This window comes from Rhizobium sp. NZLR1 (assembly GCF_017357385.1).
In the GTDB taxonomy this organism is placed as follows: Bacteria; Pseudomonadota; Alphaproteobacteria; order Rhizobiales; family Rhizobiaceae; genus Rhizobium.
In genome coordinates, this window is record NZ_CP071632.1 from 558,564 (window position 1) to 572,304 (window position 13,741).

Here is a 13,741-nt window from a genome sequence, read left to right on the forward strand (position 1 = left end):
GCAGCGCGAAAAGGAAATAGTACCGCTGGCCGCCGCAAGGCGGCATTTTTAATTTTTCGGGCCTGGTTTTCTTAGCCGGAGTCCGTTGCTTGATAACTCTGATCGGGAGACCGCGCCATGGCTGAAGCCGCGCCGCTTTATGACACCTACTCTCGTGCCCCGCTGCGGTTCGAGCGAGGCGAGGGCGTGTGGCTGATCACCGAAAGCGGCGAACGTTATCTCGATTTCGGCGCCGGTGTTGCCGTCACCTCGGTCGGCCACGGCAATCCGCATGTGGTCGGCGCGCTGAAGGAGCAGGCCGACAAGGTCTGGCACCTCTCCAACATCTATGAGATCCCCGGCCAGGAGCGTTTGGCCAAACGGCTGACCGACGCCACCTTCGCCGACAAGGTGTTCTTCACCAATTCGGGTGCTGAAGCGCTCGAATGCGCGATCAAGACGGCGCGCCGTTATCAGTTTTCCAACGGCCATCCCGAGCGCTTCCATATCATCACCTTCGAGGGCGCCTTCCATGGGCGGACGCTCGCGACAATCGCCGCCGGTGGCCAGGAGAAATATCTCGAAGGCTTCGGCCCCAAGGCGCCGGGTTTCGATCAGGTGGCGTTCGGCGACATCGAAGCGGTCCGCGCCGCGATCACCGATGCGACGGCGGCAATCCTCATCGAGCCGGTGCAGGGCGAGGGCGGCGTGCGTCCTGCCACCCCCGAATTCATGAAGGCGCTTCGCCAGATTTGCGACGAAAACGGCCTGCTGTTGATCCTCGACGAGGTCCAGACCGGCGTTGGCCGCACCGGCAGGTTCTTTGCCCATGAATGGTCGGGCGTCACGCCCGACATCATGGCGGTTGCCAAGGGCATCGGCGGTGGTTTCCCGCTCGGCGCCTGCCTTGCTACTTCAGAGGCCGCCTCCGGCATGAAGGCCGGCACGCATGGCTCGACCTATGGCGGCAATCCGCTCGCCATGGCCGTCGGCAGCGCCGTGCTCGACATCATCCTCGCCGATGGCTTCCTCCAGCAGGTGCGCGACGTAGCACTCGTCTTCCGCCAGGGCCTCGCCTCGCTGAAGGATCGCTATCCCGATGTGATCGAGGATATCAGAGGCGAGGGGCTGTTGCTCGGCATCAAGGCTGCTATTCCCTCGGCCGAATTGCTGCAGGCGATCCGCGCCGCCCATCTGCTCGGCATACCCGCCGGCGATAACGTCATCCGCCTTCTTCCGCCCCTCGTCGTCACCGCCGAGGAAGCCCGAGAGGGCCTTGACCGCATCGAGCGCGCCGCCGAGAGCATTCGCGCCGCGAAGGTCAAGAAAACGGCTTGAAGAGATTGCCGCCTTCGGGCGCAGCACAGGTAAGAACATGGCTCCCAAACATTTCCTCGATCTTTCCGCGGTCACCTCAGCCGATCTCAGAATCATCATGAACGATGCGCTCGCCCGCAAGCAGGCCTTCAAGGCCGGCACGGGCGACAAGCCGCTCGCCGGCAAGATGCTGGCGATGATCTTCGAGAAGCCGTCGACGCGCACCCGCGTCTCCTTCGATGTCGGCATGCGCCAGCTCGGCGGCGAAACGCTGTTCCTGTCCGGCACCGAGATGCAGCTCGGCCGCGCCGAGACGATCGGCGACACCGCCAAGGTTCTGTCGCGTTATGTCGATGCGATCATGATCCGCACTACCGAGCATTCGCGCCTGGTGGAGCTTGCCGAACATGCGACCGTGCCTGTGATCAACGCGCTGACGGATGACACCCATCCCTGCCAGATCATGGCCGATATCATGACCTTCGAAGAGCATCGCGGCCCGATCAAGGGAAAGACCATCGCCTGGACCGGCGACGGCAACAATGTGCTGCATTCGCTGGTCGAAGGCGCCGCCCGCTTCGGCTATCGCATGAACATGGCGGTGCCCCTTGGCTCGGAGCCTAAGGATCACTATCTGAACTGGGCCCGCAATGAGGGCGCCGAAATCATGCTCTGCCATGATGCCGACCGTGCGGTCGAAGGCGTCGATTGCGTGGTGACCGATACCTGGGTCTCCATGAATCAGGAACATCGGGCCCGGGGTCACAATGTCTTTCAGCCTTACCAGGTCAACGCGGCCTTGATGGCGAAGGCCGGCAATGATGCATTGTTCATGCATTGCCTGCCCGCTCATCGCGGTGAGGAAGTGACGGACGACGTGATCGATGGTCCGCAATCCGTGGTCTTCGATGAAGCGGAAAACCGTCTTCATGCGCAGAAGTCGATTCTTGCTTGGTGCCTGGGCGCGATCTGAACCATAATCGGACGCCGCGTGCGAAAAACGCGTGGCCGCGCGAGCGAAGAGCACCCTGTCCTTTCGCTTGAAAACTAGGAGTGAATCCATGGCAGAAGCTGCAGCCGCCCTCGGCCAGTTCGATTTCGCCGGCGATGACCATGTCGTCCCCTTTCAGGTGGACGGGCTGGATGTGCGCGGCCGCGCCGTCCAGCTCGGCCCGATGCTCGACGCGATCCTCGAGCGCCATCATTATCCGGCCCCTGTCGCCCGGCTGCTCGCCGAAGTCGTCGTGCTGACGGTGCTGCTCGGCACCTCGCTGAAGTTTGACGGCAAGTTCACCGTGCAGACCAAGGGCGACGGCCCGGTCGATCTTCTCGTTGCCGATTTTTCGACGCCGGAAAATGTCCGTGCCTATGCCCGTTTCGACCAGGCGCTGCTCGACAAGGCCATTGAAGCTGGCGAAACCGAGCCGGAGCAATTGCTCGGCCACGGCGTGCTTGCCTTCACCATCGACCAGGGCAAGTTCGGCCAGCCCTACCAAGGTATTGTCGCGCTCGACGGCACCACGCTCGAGGACATTGCCGGCGTCTACTTCCGCCAGTCGGAGCAGATCCCGACGCGCGTGCGTCTGGCCGCGGCCGAACTCTTCGATCGCGACGATGAAGGCCAGCCACGCCATCGCTGGCGGGCAGGTGGCCTTGTCGCCCAGTTCCTGCCGGAAGCGCCGGAGCGCATGCGTCAACCGGATCTCCACGGCGGCGACGGCGACACCGGCAGCCGCCCGCATAGCGAGGACGATTCCTGGGCCGAAGCGCGTTCGCTGGTCGAGACCATCGATGCGGATGAACTCACCGATCCGCTGGTTGGCACCGAGCGGCTGCTGTTCCGCCTGTTCCACGAGCGCGGCGTGCGCGTCTACGAACCGCGCGCCGTCTTCGATCGCTGCAGCTGTTCGCGTGACAAGATCAAGGGCGTGCTGAAGGGCTTCTCTGCCGAGGAGATCGAGGCCAGCCAGGAAGATGGCGAGATCGCTGTCACCTGCGAATTCTGCTCGACCACCTATCGCTTCGAGCCGGTCGAACTTCAGCCGGCCGAATAGGCTCGGTTGGCCCCTGATATCTGCCCCTCACCCTAACCCTTGCCGGGGTCGAGCCACCGGTCTCGACCCCGGTCGGTGCCGGCAGGCGGATGAGGGGCCGGTGTCGGCAATCTATCAAGCGGGCAAAATGATTTCGGGCCGGCCTGTCAGTTGAGCACGCGCAACAACCCCGGTGAATCCAGCGAGAAGGCGGGAATGTCGACATCGAAGGTGTCGCCTTCGTCCGTTTCCATCTGGTAATGGCCGAACATCAGCCCGGAGGGGGTGTCGAGTGGGCAGCCGGAGGAATATTCGTAGGTGTCGCCGGGGCTGAGCCGCGGCTGTTCGCCGACGACGCCCGGACCGGTGACCTCGTCCACCTGTCCATTCTGGTCGGTGATATTCCAATAGCGATTGACCAGGCGAACGGCGATGCCGGAATTGTTGCTGATGACAATCCGATAGCCCCAGACATAGCGATCGTCGTCCGGATCGGATTGCTCCTCCAGATAGAATGGTTCGACGACGACTTCGATATCTTTTGTGAGGGCGCGATACATGCCTTGCACCTTAGTCAAGATATGTTACCCGTATCTTATAAGAGGCCCTGCCCGTCAAGAAACGGAACGTTGATCGTCACTAAAACGGTCGTGATCGAAGTGTTTCGATCGTTAAGCCTAATTGTCGGTGTCAATTCCACTTCCGAACGCCGGCGCGACCGAGCTTGTTCCCCCGGCCTCAACCTGCTGAGGTCCGGCGAGCCGAACGCCGGTGAGGTCTGGCGAGCCGAACCCCAAGCGAGGTCCGGCCGCCAATATCCCTGGATCAGGCCGAGACCTTGGCAAGCGCCTTGGCGAAATCCTCGATCAGGTCGTCGGTATCCTCGATGCCGGCCGAAAGGCGGACCGTACCCGGGGAAATGCCGAGTTCGGCGCGCGCCTCCTCCGACAGGTTCTTGTGGGTGGTGGTTGCCGGATGGGTGATCAGGCTCTTGCTGTCGCCGAGATTGTTGGAAATCTTGATGATATCGAGCGCGTTCTGCAGCGCGAAGGCGGCTTCCTTGCCGCCCTTCAGCTCGAAGGCGACGAGGGTCGAGCCGCCGGTCATCTGCTTGGCGATGATATCGGCCTGCGGATGGTCCTTGCGGCCGGGATAGATCACCTTGGCGACCTTGCTTTGCTCGGCCAGAAAATCGGCGATCTTCGCCGCATTCTCAGTCTGCTGCTTCACGCGCAGCGGCAGCGTCTCGATGCCCTTCAGCAGCGTCCAGGCGTTGAACGGCGACATGGCCGGGCCGGTGTGGCGGAAGTAGTCGTGCAGATTCTCGTCGATCCAGTCCTTGTCGGCCAGCACCACGCCGCCGAGGCAGCGGCCCTGGCCGTCAATATGTTTGGTGGCGGAATAGACGACGATATGGGCGCCGAGCTCCAACGGCTTCTGGAAAAGCGGCGTGGCGAAGACGTTGTCGACGATGACCTTGGCGCCGATCTGGTTGGCGAGCTTGGCAACACCTGAGATATCGACCACTTCGAGCGTCGGGTTGGTCGGGCTTTCCAGGAAGAACACCTTGGTGTTCGGCCGGATTGCCTTTTCCCAATTTGCAAGATCCCGGCCGTCGACCAGCGTGCACTCGATGCCGTATTTCGGCGCCAATGTCTCGACAACCCAGCGGCAGGAACCGAACAGCGCGCGCGCCGCGACGATATGGTCGCCTGATTTGACCTGGCAGAGCACCGCCGCGGTGACGGCCGCCATGCCGGAGGCGGTGGCGCGGGCGTCTTCCGCGCCTTCGAGCATGCACATGCGCTTTTCGAACATGTCGTTGGTCGGGCTGCCGTAGCGGGCGTAGATGTAGCCTTCCGTCTCGCCCTTGAAGCGGGCTTCGGCCGCCTCCGACGTCTCATAGACGAAACCCTGCGTGAGATAGATTGCTTCGGACGTCTCGCCATATTGCGAACGCAAGGTTCCGCCGTGGACGAGTTGGGTTGCCGGGCGCCAGGTCTTGCTCATGCCATCACCTTCACATAACAAAAAAACCGGTCGCAAAAGCAGACCGGTTTTCAACCCGGTCTTTTTAGCCACTTGTTTAACGTGGCTGCAAGCCGACCGGCCAAATCACCACGGGATAATTCTGCAATACTGCTGTTAGCTGCTTGCGTCAATTCCCCGAGTTTGGTTTTGTCGGCGGCAAATGATGGATGAGGCGTGATGGCTCGTGAAACGGGAATTCTGGCGGACGGAGCGATATCGGCGCTGTTCGAAACGGGTCGTCTGATCTCCGAACGGGAGCTGGACCGCGACCAGATCCAGCCGGCAAGCCTCGACCTGCGCCTGGGCGCCAAGGCTATTCGCGTGCGCGCCAGCTTCATGCCCGGCCCCTCGCATCTGGTGGCCGACAAGCTCGACCGGCTGAGCCTGCATGTGGTCGACCTATCCGAAGGCGCGGTGCTCGAGACCGGCTGCGTCTACATCGTGCCGCTGATGGAGAGCTTAGCGCTGCCGGCCGACATGTCGGCTTCGGCCAATCCGAAGAGCTCGACCGGACGGCTCGATATCTTCACCCGCGTCATCACCGATTACGCCCAGGAGTTCGACAAGATCCCGGCCGGCTATTCCGGCCCGCTCTATCTGGAAATCAGCCCGCGCACCTTCCCGATCGTCGTACGCCGCGGCTCGCGCCTGTCGCAGATCCGCTTCCGCGTCGGCCATGCTTTGCTCAGCGAGCCGGAGCTGTTGAAGCTGCATGAAAGCGAGACGCTGGTTGCCAGCAAGCAGCCGAATGTATCCGGCAGCGGCATCGCTCTGTCGATCGACCTCGCCGGAGACGAAGACGGCCTGATCGGCTATCGCGGCAAACACCACACCGCCGTCGTCGATGTCGACAAGAAAGCCCAGCACGACATCTACGATTTCTGGGAGCCTCTCTATAGCCGCGGCCGCAACGAGTTGATCCTCGATCCGGACGAGTTCTATATCCTCGTCTCGCGCGAGGCCGTGCACGTGCCGCCGGACTATGCCGCCGAAATGACCCCGTTCGATCCGTTGGTCGGCGAATTCCGCGTCCATTATGCCGGCTTCTTCGATCCGGGCTTCGGCCATGCGCCGGCCGGCGGCCGCGGCAGCCGCGCCGTGCTCGAAGTGCGCAGCCACGAAGTCCCCTTCATCCTCGAAGACGGCCAGATCGTCGGCCGCCTGGTCTACGAGCACATGCAGGAAAAACCGACCAGCCTCTACGGCTCTGGCCTCGGCTCCAACTACCAGGCCCAGGGCCTGAAACTCTCGAAGCACTTCCGCATCTGACAGGTTGCGTCGACGCGACTTGACAGCGGCCCCCATCTGTTGGAAATCTCAGCTATCGCGGGTGTAGCTCAATGGTAGAGCAGCAGCTTCCCAAGCTGAATACGAGGGTTCGATTCCCTTCACCCGCTCCATTCACTTAAAAACACTTTGTTCAATGACGTCCATCGACGTTCAATAAACGTATTGTAATCAGTGAGATAATTCGGGCCAGCGCCTCGCGCGCGCGTAACGACGTGCAGCGGAGTGCAGTGACATCCAGCAAATTTTTCGGTACAAAACCACGGTACAAAGCTGCTAGCCTCGAGGCCGATACCGTAAATGGCGCTGACAGACGTTCAGATTCGAAATGCCAAAAAGTCCGAAAAGCCCTACAAACTGCCGGACGGTAAGGGCCTTTATCTGTATGTTTCGAAGGCCGGCGGGAAATCATGGAGGCAGGATTATGCCTACTTTGGCAAGAGAAAGACGCTCACGCTCGGCGCCTATCCTGCCCTTGGGCTGGCTGAAGCCCGTGTCCGGCGAGATGAAGCAAAGAAGAAGCTGTCGGAGGGATTAGACCCGTCGCTGGCGAAAAAGCGCGAGCAATTGGCCTCCAAGGCGGCGGCCGGGAACACCTTCGGACTAATTGCTGATGAATTCATCGCGAAGCTGCGTCGTGACAAGCGAGCTGAGCCGACCATCGATAAGAACACTTGGATGCTAAAGGTGCTTGCGAAGAGGCTTTCGCCATATCCGATAACGCAAATCTCCGCGAAAGACGTTTTAGACGTGCTCAACGTGATCGAAAAAAGTGGACGCGTTGAGAGTGCACTCGCCACGCGTTCAGCAATAGGGCGCGTTTTTCGATTTGCCATCGCAACCGCAAGAGCGGAAAGCGATCCGACCTCGGCATTGCGAGGCGCCCTCCAGCGCCATGTTCCCGTCAGTCACCCAGCGCTCACGACCCGCAAAGACCTTGGTGGCCTTATGAGGGCGATCTATGGTTATAATGGCTGGGTTTCGCTTGTTGCGGCGTTGAAGATTCAAGCTCTTTGCTTCGCTCGACCCGGGGAAACCCGTTCAATGGAATGGTCGGAGCTTGACCTCGCAAAAGCGGTTTGGACCATCCCTGCCGCAAAGACAAAGATGCGCCGCGAGCATCATGTTCCCCTTTCTCGTCAAGCCATCGAGGTCATCAAACTGATGAAGGACCTGTTCGGGGACAAGCCACAGGTTTTTCCATCGATGATGTCTGGCAAGACGTTGCTTTCGGAGAATTCAATGAATTCTGCCCTGCGCCGTATGGGAGTAGGGGAGGAGGAGCATACCGCACATGGCTTTCGCTCGTCCGCAAGTAGCATCTTGAACGAGTCGGGCGCATTTAGCGCCGATGCGATTGAGGCCCAACTGGCGCATTTAGATACGAGGGAGGTGCGCCGGATCTATAATCGCGCGACCTATTGGGATGAGCGGGTGAAAATGATGCAGTGGTGGGCAGACATGCTTGATGAGGAGCGAATGCGAAGGTCGGCCTAACGCACGTGTCAGCGGCGGCTACCTCCGGCAGGGAAGTTGCGATACTTCCGATTTAGATGTTTTGAAAGGTTTAAATTCCCTAAACCTATTCTGCCGCCTCTGCGAAGGCTCGCCGATTGGACATCGCAATGTGTAAAGCGACACGTTCGCCAATCGCGCGTGCTAAGGGCGCGGGAACAGCGTTCCCCACTTGCTCGTACTGTAAGCCCAGTTTGTCGCCGGCGAAGCGGAATGTGTCGGGAAAGCCCTGTAACCTAGCGGCTTCCCGTACGGTGATCGTTCGATCTTGATGCGGGTGGACATAAGCTCCCCAATGGGGGTCACATTTAGTCAGGAGTGTCGACGCTAACCCCGTGCTGGCCAGTCTTCCGTACCGTTTCGTATGATCGGAGGGGTGCGCTCTCTGCATTCCGGCAGTCAGCAATTCACGCGGTATATTTCGCCAATTACCTCCCTCCGGAACGTGCTTCATTCGGTTCAAATTCACATCGGTCAGCCGATGACAAACATGATTGAATAACTCTGCGCTTCCCTCTCGGGCCTGGATTTGGAACTCGCTGCTGGGCTCAACGGCACTATAAGCAGATACCTGGAAATTGCAGCCATTTTCTACTGCAGGCAGGTCCCCGATTGCCTCGCCGACCGTGATTGGATTTGGCAACCACATATCGCCTTGAGCTGTACTCTTAGCTGCGCGATGAGTGGCGATTGGAATCAGTTCGGCGGCCTGACCAATTCGGGACGCCAAAATAAATACTCTTTTTCGAACTTGCGGAGTTCCGAATTCTTCGGCTGAAAGGGTTACTACCTCGCAATCGTATTTCATTTTTAAGAGTGTTGAGCGGATTTCTTTAACGACCTTCCCGCCCCCGATTGTCAAAATGCCGGGCACATTCTCCATTACAAGGCATTTTGGCTTTATCTTTGAAACGATCTTCAGGTAGCAACTGAACAGCCGCGCTCGATCGTCCTCGGCATTTCGCTGATGGTTATTATAGCTGAAGGACTGGCACGGCGGTCCCCCGATTATCGCATCGACTTGCGCCGATTCGGCTTCGCGACCGACCATAAGCTGGGCGGCCGTGACCTTCGATACTGGGCCTTGAAGAAATGTGCTTTCGGGAAAATTAAGCCGAAATGTTTCGCCGGCTGCTGCGTCAAAGTCGTTGGCAGCCAGAATGGCCCACCCCGCCTGTTTAAAGCCTATCGCGAGGCCGCCAGCACCTGAGAACAAATCGATGCAGCGGGGACCAGAGGGGAGGGGGGCAGATGGCTGATATACAGCTAATTTCTGGTCTTCCTTTCCCATTCAGTCCTCAAAATCCAATTCGCCTGACTGTGGGCGTCCAAAATCATTGTGAGTCGCGTAACTTTACCACATCCGCAACGGCAGGTGAATCGAGCGCTTCAAAAGACGTGTAAAATTCGTTACATCCTCTCTTGATACGATGCACTATCCTTGCTACATCTTGCTCAGGCAAGATGTGAAAGTAAGGAAAAGCGATGATGGATGCTGTAGCAAAATTAGAAGTTCCGCCCGCCCAAGCCGAGCGGGTCCTTTATGAAAAGATCGGTAATACAGAGTGGGAACTGCGCGAAACGCGCCTCGACGTCCAGCAAGACGTTGCGCTGTGGGCAGATAACCCCCGTCTTCAAACGACGGCAATGGAGGGCTTTTCTTCGGAAGCCGACCTGGAAGAGGGTCTACGATTGACTCCTGGCTACGATGGCTTGCGCAAATCCATTCAAGAGATTGGTCAGATGCAGTCCATTTACGTGCAGCGAACCACAACCGGAAAATACCTAGTCCTAGAGGGGGCGACACGGGTCACTATTTTACGGGAGTTGGACCGCAAGTTCACGAGTGGCAAGAACCTCGGCGTCTTTCGTTATGTCCAGGCGAAAGTCCTTCCTCAGAATTTTGGTGAGCGAGATGTTGCTATCCTCCTAGCCGGTATTCACGTGCGCGGATCCGGCGTTCGCGATTGGGGAAGGTACATCGAAGCTAAATTCATTTATGAGACGGTGGTGGGACGCCCGGGTCACCCCCCGCTGATGAATCAGGCCACGTTGGCGGATAACATGGGGAAGTCTGAGTCCTGGGTTGCTCGGCTTAAAAGCGCTTACGAATTCGCTCTCAAATTTGTTGAACACGTGGATGATGAACCTAATCCGAAGAAGCTTGCCGCCGAAAAATTCAGCGTTCTTGAAGAAATCAGCAAGGCTCGTGTGATTGGCTCGCAACTCCGAGATTTCGAAAACACGGCATACGACGAACTGCGAAAAGAAGTTTTCGACATGGTCCGCGATGACGTTTTCAAGGAGTACCGTGACGCTAGGTTCTTAAAAGAATTCCACGACGATGAAGACGCTTGGTCGCAGCTGAAATCAGGCGAAAAACACGTTGCAAACAAGCTCGCGCAGCAGACGCAGGATAAGAGCAGCAGTCCTAAAGCAAAGATCTCTGCAATTCCACAGATAGTTCGCCGGGCGATCGACAGGGGAGAAGACGGCTTCGATGACGATGACATCGCAAGCCTCCAGCAGACTATCGACCTCATTGAAGACAAAGTTCACGATGGCGTTCATCCCTATCGTCTCGCACTCAAGAAGGCGACGAGAACACTCAACAAGGCTAGCCGCGCCGACGTAGTCGATCTTCAGCTTTCGGACGTCACAGAATTTCGAGAAGCCTTTGATTACTTCAATGGACTGATCGGCCAACACCATCAGGCCGGAGGAACGAAATGACATTCCAGCTGCTTAGACATCAGCACGAAGGTGTCGGCTTCTTGATAGAACGAGGGGTTGGGCTCCTTGCTTTCGAGCAGGGGCTTGGCAAGACATTCGTCGCGATTGAAGCATTTCGCAGACTTCATGATGAAGGTCGTGCCGATAAGTTGCTCGTTATCTGTCCAAATTCGCTTAAGCGCAACTGGGTCGCAGAACTCGCGAAATTTGCCCCTGTATTGTCTGTCGCAGTGGCAGAGGGTACACCCAAGCAGAGACGTTCCACGTTTCAGCAATCACGTGCTCGGGTGATCGTAACGAGCTATGAAACGTCTCGCTCTGAAACCACTGCACTTCTCGCTTTGGCACAGCGACAACGCACTGTGCTGGTTCTCGATGAGTCCCATGCTGCCAAAAATTGGCGCTCTCTCACCTCGACTGCCGCTCGGACCATCGCGCCTTTTTGCGAGTTCAGGTGGCTGCTGTCTGGCACTCCAGTGACGAACACGGCAACAGACCTGTTCACACAGGTTGAGATAATTGAGCCGGGGCGCGGCCTGCTCGGCTCTCTCGAGTCCTTCACCGCCCAACTTGAGGAGGACCCTGCGGCTTCGTTCGCAAAAGATGTTATAGATCGACTCGTCTTGCGCCGGACAAAAGACCAGTGTCTCGATCTCCCGCAGAAATCATTCGTTGACATCCGTATCGAGATGCAGCCGTGGCAGAGGCGTCTGTACGACGAAATGCGTGACGAAATGGTTTGTGAAATTGAGGCCATGAGCGGTGAGCAGTATCGTGCGTTTGCTCCCACGGCTTTGGCGAAACTCACGCGGCTCATTCAACTTGCGTCAAATCCATGCCTCGTTTTTCCTGAACTGGAGCGTTCTCCAGCAAAATTCGAGGCTCTCGATGGTATTATCGCGGATATAATGTCTGTACCGAACAGGAAGGTAATTCTGTGGTCCAATTACATCCGTTCGATCGAGAGCCTGTTAGCTCGAATTCAAGGTTCAGTGGCTATCTACGGTGGGACGCCGCCTTCAGAACGCCAGGAAATTGCCGCTCGGTTTCAGAATGATCCAAACGTTCGCGTGCTCATTGCAAATCCAGCTGCGGCCGGAACCGGTTTCACGCTGACCGCGGCGAACTATACGATTTACGAGTCACTGTCATGGCGTTACGACCACTATGCTCAAAGCCAAGATAGAAACCACAGGATTGGCCAAACTCAACCGGTCACCTATCTACGGCTCCTGGCTTCAGACACGATTGAGGAGGCTATCGTTTCAGCATTAGAGCGAAAGTCGGCGCTGGCGCGAAGCCTCCTCGGTGATGAGGGTACGGGCGATGCTATCGCTCAGCTCACAAAAGCGGAAATGTGTCTGCTTTTGAAGACCAATCGTCTTCCTGAAAAATGAAACAAGAGGGGCAGAATGGCCGATCGGATTAGTCCCGAGCAGCGATCGAGGAATATGTCGAGGATCAAGGGACGGGATACCAAACTGGAAAGAAAGCTTCGATCTTGTTTGCATAAAGCGGGGCTTCGCTTCCGCGTCTGCCGAACGGATCTTCCTGGACGACCTGACATAGTGTTTCCACGTCAGAAATTGGCAATACAGGTCCGGGGATGTTTTTGGCATCAGCATCACAACTGTAGCGGCGGTCGAACGCCAGGAAGCAACCAAAGCTACTGGGCGCCAAAGCTGCAGCGGAACGCTCAACGTGACGCGGAGAAGGATGTCGAGCTAATCGGTCTCGGCTGGCAAGTGTTAGTCATTTGGGAATGTGAGATGCGCGCGCCTTCGGACGTCGAGAAAATCACTGGGAAAGTCGCAAGTAGAATCGGGAAGAAGGTTGAAATTCCAGAATCTTCTTAATGCTGGCAATGAGTTAAGGCAAAAAGACGTTCTCTCGATGAAACGACAAATAGCTGGCCTGATCACCGGTGAATTCGCCACAATTTTTGGCGCATGCGTCAACTAAGCCGAGCCTGTGGAGATCGAGCGGGTTGAGACGAGGCGACACAAGCACTTCGCCATCCGCTTTGAAGCTGATGAGGCCACGATCAAACAAGCGATCTACATGTGGAGCAAGTAACAGGCCATTCGCGCCGTCAAGACGCTCGGCCGCGCTAGCACATGTACGCCAAGGTTTGATATGACTTGCTACAAGCAGGCGCGGACTTTCAACACCAGTCAGCCGACAGCCTCTTTCATGCTCCAACACGCGCATACGAAATAGCCCCTGTCCCCGGCGGGCTAGTACGAGTTGCTGTTTGGTCGTCGCGTCGAGAGCAGAATTTTCGCTTAGCGCTATCTGCGCCAAATCATCCAAATATTGGAGCCGCAGATCGGCATCGCTGCCATCTATTTCTATTTGTACAGCTGGAGATGGAACGCCGATAAGGAGTTCAACAACATCCGCATTTATCTCCGCGAGATATGCTTTTTGATGCCCGTAGCCTGTCACCGGATTGATCGGGGAGTATTTCAACGGCAATAGGGGCCTCAGTTCCCCGATTCGATCCTTTGGGCGTATGGGACGGGCGAGCTGTGTCCAAGCCATCGGGAGCAGCCAACCATCACTGCTCCAATTGTCACCGGTAGCTCCAAAGCTAGACGGTTTCGATACAGCGCTGGCGAAATCCAGAACGAGCCCCACGTGGCCGATAGCAGAGTTCGAAAACGACAATACTGTATCCCCCGGCTCAGCTACCCTCATATTTTCATAAAACTGACTGCGTGCGCCATTCGCTTCGCGCTTTGGCGACCATAAATAACCATCACTAATCTCTTGTCGCGCCGTCTGCCTATGGTTGACCCACCAATACCGCATTGCTGCCACTCTCCGGATTATCCATAGATCCC

12 protein-coding genes, 1 tRNA gene and 1 riboswitch are annotated in these 13,741 nt (G+C 57.6%); of the genes, 9 read left to right on the plus strand and 4 right to left on the minus strand.

All coding sequences use genetic code 11. From position 1 onward, the window contains the following. Positions 1-117: 117 nt before the first annotated feature. From J3O30_RS02800 to J3O30_RS02810, 3 genes are all read left to right on the plus strand, one after another. Positions 118-1,317, plus strand: coding sequence for an aspartate aminotransferase family protein (locus tag J3O30_RS02800; RefSeq protein ID WP_207582781.1), 1,200 nt, complete (start codon positions 118-120; stop codon positions 1,315-1,317). Between the two features lie 37 nt (positions 1,318-1,354). After that, a complete protein-coding gene (gene argF, locus J3O30_RS02805) occupies positions 1,355-2,269 on the plus strand; it encodes an ornithine carbamoyltransferase (protein WP_207582782.1) in 915 nt (304 codons plus the stop codon). An 88-nt stretch (positions 2,270-2,357) separates the two neighbouring features. Further along, entirely contained in the window at positions 2,358-3,350 is a 993-nt protein-coding gene (locus J3O30_RS02810) for an Hsp33 family molecular chaperone (protein WP_207582783.1), read from the plus strand. Positions 3,351-3,496: 146 nt separating this feature from the next. Here J3O30_RS02810 and apaG read toward each other — a convergent pair whose 3' ends face one another. Together apaG and J3O30_RS02820 are read right to left on the minus strand one after the other, a co-directional pair. Continuing rightward, on the minus strand, positions 3,497-3,889 hold the full coding sequence (gene apaG / locus J3O30_RS02815; protein WP_007633565.1) for a Co2+/Mg2+ efflux protein ApaG: 393 nt from the start codon (positions 3,887-3,889) through the stop codon (positions 3,497-3,499). 265 nt (positions 3,890-4,154) lie between these two features. After that, positions 4,155-5,339: an O-succinylhomoserine sulfhydrylase gene (locus J3O30_RS02820; protein ID WP_207582784.1), complete on the minus strand. Its 1,185-nt coding sequence runs from the start codon at positions 5,337-5,339 to the stop codon at positions 4,155-4,157. A gap of 43 nt (positions 5,340-5,382) precedes the next feature. Then, a riboswitch (SAM riboswitch) is annotated at positions 5,383-5,461 on the minus strand. A gap of 73 nt (positions 5,462-5,534) precedes the next feature. Here J3O30_RS02820 and J3O30_RS02825 point away from each other — a divergent pair. The 3 genes from J3O30_RS02825 to J3O30_RS02835 all read left to right on the plus strand — a co-directional run bounded on the left by J3O30_RS02825 (position 5,535) and on the right by J3O30_RS02835 (position 8,144). Beyond that, positions 5,535-6,629, plus strand: coding sequence for a 2'-deoxycytidine 5'-triphosphate deaminase (locus J3O30_RS02825; protein ID WP_207582785.1), 1,095 nt, complete (start codon positions 5,535-5,537; stop codon positions 6,627-6,629). Positions 6,630-6,686: 57 nt separating this feature from the next. After that, positions 6,687-6,760 (plus strand) — tRNA-Gly (locus J3O30_RS02830). A gap of 187 nt (positions 6,761-6,947) precedes the next feature. After that, positions 6,948-8,144 carry an integrase arm-type DNA-binding domain-containing protein gene (locus J3O30_RS02835; protein WP_207582786.1) on the plus strand — a complete coding sequence of 399 codons (1,197 nt, stop codon included), beginning with the start codon at positions 6,948-6,950 and terminating at the stop codon, positions 8,142-8,144. A gap of 85 nt (positions 8,145-8,229) precedes the next feature. Here the strand turns inward: J3O30_RS02835 and J3O30_RS02840 are convergent, their stop codons facing one another. Next, on the minus strand, positions 8,230-9,453 hold the full coding sequence (locus J3O30_RS02840) for a DNA cytosine methyltransferase (protein ID WP_207582787.1): 1,224 nt from the start codon (positions 9,451-9,453) through the stop codon (positions 8,230-8,232). Between the two features lie 194 nt (positions 9,454-9,647). Between J3O30_RS02840 and J3O30_RS02845 the strand changes: the two genes are divergently transcribed. From J3O30_RS02845 to J3O30_RS02855, 3 genes are read left to right on the plus strand one after another with little or no spacing between them, the layout of a single operon-like run. After that, entirely contained in the window at positions 9,648-10,895 is a 1,248-nt protein-coding gene (locus J3O30_RS02845) for a hypothetical protein (protein ID WP_207582788.1), read from the plus strand. Next, positions 10,892-12,292 (plus strand): DEAD/DEAH box helicase, encoded by a 1,401-nt coding sequence (locus J3O30_RS02850; RefSeq protein WP_207582789.1) that lies wholly within the window; start codon positions 10,892-10,894, stop codon positions 12,290-12,292. Before J3O30_RS02845 ends, J3O30_RS02850 begins: the two co-directional genes overlap by 4 nt. A gap of 54 nt (positions 12,293-12,346) precedes the next feature. Then, positions 12,347-12,751 (plus strand): very short patch repair endonuclease, encoded by a 405-nt coding sequence (locus J3O30_RS02855; protein ID WP_246762753.1) that lies wholly within the window; start codon positions 12,347-12,349, stop codon positions 12,749-12,751. Between the two features lie 13 nt (positions 12,752-12,764). Here the strand turns inward: J3O30_RS02855 and J3O30_RS02860 are convergent, their stop codons facing one another. Beyond that, a complete protein-coding gene (locus tag J3O30_RS02860; protein WP_221166917.1) occupies positions 12,765-13,709 on the minus strand; it encodes an HNH endonuclease signature motif containing protein in 945 nt (314 codons plus the stop codon). Between the last annotated feature and the right edge of the window lie 32 nt (positions 13,710-13,741).

Coding starts and splice junctions, on each gene's coding strand:
- J3O30_RS02840 (WP_207582787.1), bottom strand. CDS start 9,453: ATGGGAAAGGAAGACCAGAAATTAGCTGTATATCAGCCATCTGCCCCC.
- argF (WP_207582782.1), top strand. CDS start 1,355: ATGGCTCCCAAACATTTCCTCGATCTTTCCGCGGTCACCTCAGCCGAT.
- J3O30_RS02810 (WP_207582783.1), top strand. CDS start 2,358: ATGGCAGAAGCTGCAGCCGCCCTCGGCCAGTTCGATTTCGCCGGCGAT.
- J3O30_RS02835 (WP_207582786.1), top strand. CDS start 6,948: ATGGCGCTGACAGACGTTCAGATTCGAAATGCCAAAAAGTCCGAAAAG.
- J3O30_RS02845 (WP_207582788.1), top strand. CDS start 9,648: ATGATGGATGCTGTAGCAAAATTAGAAGTTCCGCCCGCCCAAGCCGAG.
- J3O30_RS02860 (WP_221166917.1), bottom strand. CDS start 13,709: ATGCGGTATTGGTGGGTCAACCATAGGCAGACGGCGCGACAAGAGATT.
- J3O30_RS02850 (WP_207582789.1), top strand. CDS start 10,892: ATGACATTCCAGCTGCTTAGACATCAGCACGAAGGTGTCGGCTTCTTG.
- J3O30_RS02800 (WP_207582781.1), top strand. CDS start 118: ATGGCTGAAGCCGCGCCGCTTTATGACACCTACTCTCGTGCCCCGCTG.
- J3O30_RS02820 (WP_207582784.1), bottom strand. CDS start 5,339: ATGAGCAAGACCTGGCGCCCGGCAACCCAACTCGTCCACGGCGGAACC.
- J3O30_RS02855 (WP_246762753.1), top strand. CDS start 12,347: ATGTCGAGGATCAAGGGACGGGATACCAAACTGGAAAGAAAGCTTCGA.
- apaG (WP_007633565.1), bottom strand. CDS start 3,889: ATGTATCGCGCCCTCACAAAAGATATCGAAGTCGTCGTCGAACCATTC.